This window comes from Pseudomonas izuensis, assembly GCF_009861505.1.
GTDB lineage: Bacteria > Pseudomonadota > Gammaproteobacteria > Pseudomonadales > Pseudomonadaceae > Aquipseudomonas > Aquipseudomonas izuensis.
This window is the reverse complement of record NZ_WTFT01000065.1, coordinates 1-3,097: the sequence shown is the minus strand read 5'-3', so window position 1 is coordinate 3,097 and position 3,097 is coordinate 1. Positions and strand designations below refer to the sequence as shown.

Sequence of the window (3,097 nt, the reverse complement as noted above, 5' to 3'; positions counted from 1 at the left end):
CCCCCCCCCCCCCCACCCCCTTCCCCCGACCGCCCCCGCCACCCACCCCACCCTGCCCCATACCGGCCATCTTGCTGTGGTCCATACCGGCCATGCTGCCATGGTCCATTCCCCCCATTCCCATGTCATCCATGGTCAAAAGCGGGCGCGGATCAGTTGCCGGTACCGGTGCACTCAGCCCCTCGCGCAGGGCCAAGGTGCCGCGGGCATAGCCGGTGCGATCCATGGACTGGGCGAAAATGGTGTAAGCCTCTGCACTGGCAGGCTCGACGATCACGTCATAGGTTTCCGCCACGGCAATGCGAAACTCATCGACGCTGACCGGTTTGACGTGCTGGCCATCGGCTGCCACGACGGTCATTTTCAAGCCTGGAATACGGACGTCGAAGTAGCTCATGGCAGAGCCGTTAATGAAGCGCAGGCGAAGTTTTTCTCCCGGCTTGAAAATTCCGGTCCAATTGCCATTAGGGGCCTGACCGTTCATGAGATAGGTGTAAGTATCTCCACTGACGTCGGCGAGATCGGTGGGGTTCATTTTCATTTCGGCCCACATTTTCCGATCCGCCACTGCCGCGGACCAACCCTTCTCGCTCACATCGTCGATGAAGTCGCCTACGGTCCGCTTGTGGTGGTTGTAGTAGTCCGACTGTTTCTTGAGCTTGGCCATGACTCGGCCAGGATCTTCATCGGTCCAGTCAGACAACATCACCACGTAGTCGCGGTTGTATTGGAAAGGCTCAGGCTCTTTGGCATCGATCACGATCGGCCCGTAGACACCGACCTGTTCCTGCATGCCTGAGTGACTGTGGTACCAATAGGTGCCGTTCTGATGCACCTTGAATTTGTACTCATACATGCCATCGGGCGCGATGCCATGAAAACTCAAGCCCGGCACGCCATCCATATTGGCCGGCAGGATGATCCCGTGCCAATGGATGGAGGTGTCCTGATCCAGGCGGTTCTTCACCCGCAGTGTGACCGTATCCCCTTCACGCCACCGCAGCAAAGGCCCCGGCAAAGTGCCATTGATGGTCATGGCTGTACGCGGCGAACCGGTGATGTTCACGGGGGTTTCGCCAATGAACAGATCAAATTCGTTACCGGTGAGTACACTCGGCAGACCCGGGCTGCTCACGGCCCATACAGGAGTGCGCCATAGACCAAGACCGCCGAGAATGCCACCCGCGGCCAAGCCTTTGACGAAGGTCCGCCTAGAGGTTTTGGAATGCATGCCGTTTATATCCAATCAGTCAAAAGGGAAACCGTACGAAACACACTGAGCGTTGTGCTAATCGGTTGGGGGCGTGCTCTCAGGAGTTCATCGCGAATCCAGATGAGCCTTGCCCGCCGCCGCAAATGACAAAATTCATACGGCAGGCGAGCGCTGAAATTGCCACACTTTAACCACCGAAGTGATTACATTTCTGTCAGCTTTGGATCGCATCAATTCGCTAAGTATTTGGCTTGGTCGACAGCCTTGACGTTGCTCTGAGCTACAGGTGCTTGATCGGCTCGCTTTTGGGTAGCTTGGTACGCTTCCATTGCGTTCTTCTTTGCTGCTTCCATACGAGCGAATGTCCGGTCACCACCGCCTGAGGCCATAGCCAGAGAGGAGAAGGTCAAAGCGGCAATGATCAACAGTGTTTTCATGGATTTCATTGGGGGGATCCTCGAATAAGATTTGCTTAACCCGTCGAATCCATATCAAGAGATGATTCTCGGGGGAGTGAGCTCAAAGCTCGATATAACTTTAAGACTCCCCCCTGTCAGAAACCTTAAGTGAAAATTACAGTTCTGTAAGATTTTGATTTTCTGAGGTTTTTTTAGAAAGCCAAACGTAATCATCTGCGCAACACAACCTCCTGACTTCAACGCTAAGGGCAATGGTGTGCCGAGCCCTAGACAACCCTCGCTGACATCTACCGGAGCCCAACATTACTTTTCTGTCAGTTGCTGGTTGGCTGGACGGATTCGTTGCAAACTCACTCCTATCATCACTTGAGAGTCCCCCCATGAGACTTTTGGTTGCGGAAGACGAGCCAAAGATAGGTATCTATTTGCAGCAAGGCCTCACTGAGGCGGGCTTCAACGTGGACCGCTATACCAATGGTACCGAGGCCCTTCAACATGCCTTGAGCGAAGCGTATGACCTGCTGATTCTGGACGTCATGATGCCGGGTATGGACGGGTGGGAAGTACTCCAGAAGGTGCGCGCCTGTGGCAAAGATGTCCCCGTGCTTTTCCTGACTGCTCGCGACCGCGTTGAAGATCGGGTCAAGGGACTTGAGCTCGGCGCTGATGATTACCTGATCAAACCCTTCGCATTTTCTGAATTGCTGGCTCGGGTCAGAACGCTGTTGCGTCGCGGCAATAGTGCTCCCGCTCAACCCCGCATGAAACTGGCTGATCTTGAAGTCGACCTGCTCAAGCGCAGGGCCATTCGAGGAGGTAAACGCATAGACCTTACGGCCAAGGAATTCGCGTTATTGGAGTTGCTGCTCCGACGCCGGGGCGAAGTGCTGCCAAAATCGCTCATCGCCTCGCAAGTCTGGGACATGAACTTCGACAGCGATACCAACGTGATCGAGGTCGCGGTTAGAAGGCTCAGGGCGAAAATTGATGACGACTTTGAAGTCAAGCTGATCCACACCGCACGTGGTATGGGCTATATGATCGACTCACCGGATTCTGACTCGGAATGAACCGTCTATCCCTAACGATGCGCATGAGCCTGCTGTTCATGCTTGCGGTGACGGCCGTCCTCACTGTCGCCGGGCTCAGCTTCAACCACCTCAGCCAGCATCATTTCAAAATGCTGGATCAGCAGGCCCTGACCGAAAAGCTCCAATCCACCCAGCGAATCCTGGGAGATCTGACCAGCGTCGATCAATTCAACGAAATAAAGCCCGAGTTACAGGCTTTGCTCGGGGCCCACCGTGATTTGACAGCCATCATCCTGGACAGTAAAGGAACGCTGCTTTTCGCCGATCCAAGACCAATCAACGTTCCACAACAGTTCCGCACGACGTCAAACAGCAACGTGTGGGAGTGGCAGGAACAGGAGCAAATGTTCCGCGGGATGACGGCGGAAGCGATG

3 protein-coding genes and 1 pseudogene are annotated in these 3,097 nt (G+C 54.9%); 2 read left to right on the top strand and 2 right to left on the bottom strand.

The features are described from left to right. The coding region (locus GPL81_RS30610) for a copper resistance system multicopper oxidase (RefSeq protein WP_160109825.1) at positions 1-1,231 on the bottom strand (1,231 nt) is incomplete at its 3' end. 212 nt (positions 1,232-1,443) lie between these two features. Continuing rightward, the gene (locus tag GPL81_RS30605; RefSeq protein WP_160109824.1) at positions 1,444-1,659 is read right to left on the bottom strand and encodes a co-regulatory protein PtrA N-terminal domain-containing protein; all 216 of its coding nucleotides are present in this window, start codon (positions 1,657-1,659) and stop codon (positions 1,444-1,446) included. 353 nt (positions 1,660-2,012) lie between these two features. On the opposite strand from GPL81_RS30605, the gene GPL81_RS30600 reads away from it, so the two are divergent. Beyond that, positions 2,013-2,702 carry a heavy metal response regulator transcription factor gene (locus GPL81_RS30600; protein WP_160109823.1) on the top strand — a complete coding sequence of 230 codons (690 nt, stop codon included), beginning with the start codon at positions 2,013-2,015 and terminating at the stop codon, positions 2,700-2,702. Then, a pseudogene (locus GPL81_RS30595) lies at positions 2,699-3,097 on the top strand (two-component sensor histidine kinase); the annotation flags it as partial. The gene GPL81_RS30600 and the pseudogene GPL81_RS30595, both read left to right, overlap by 4 nt.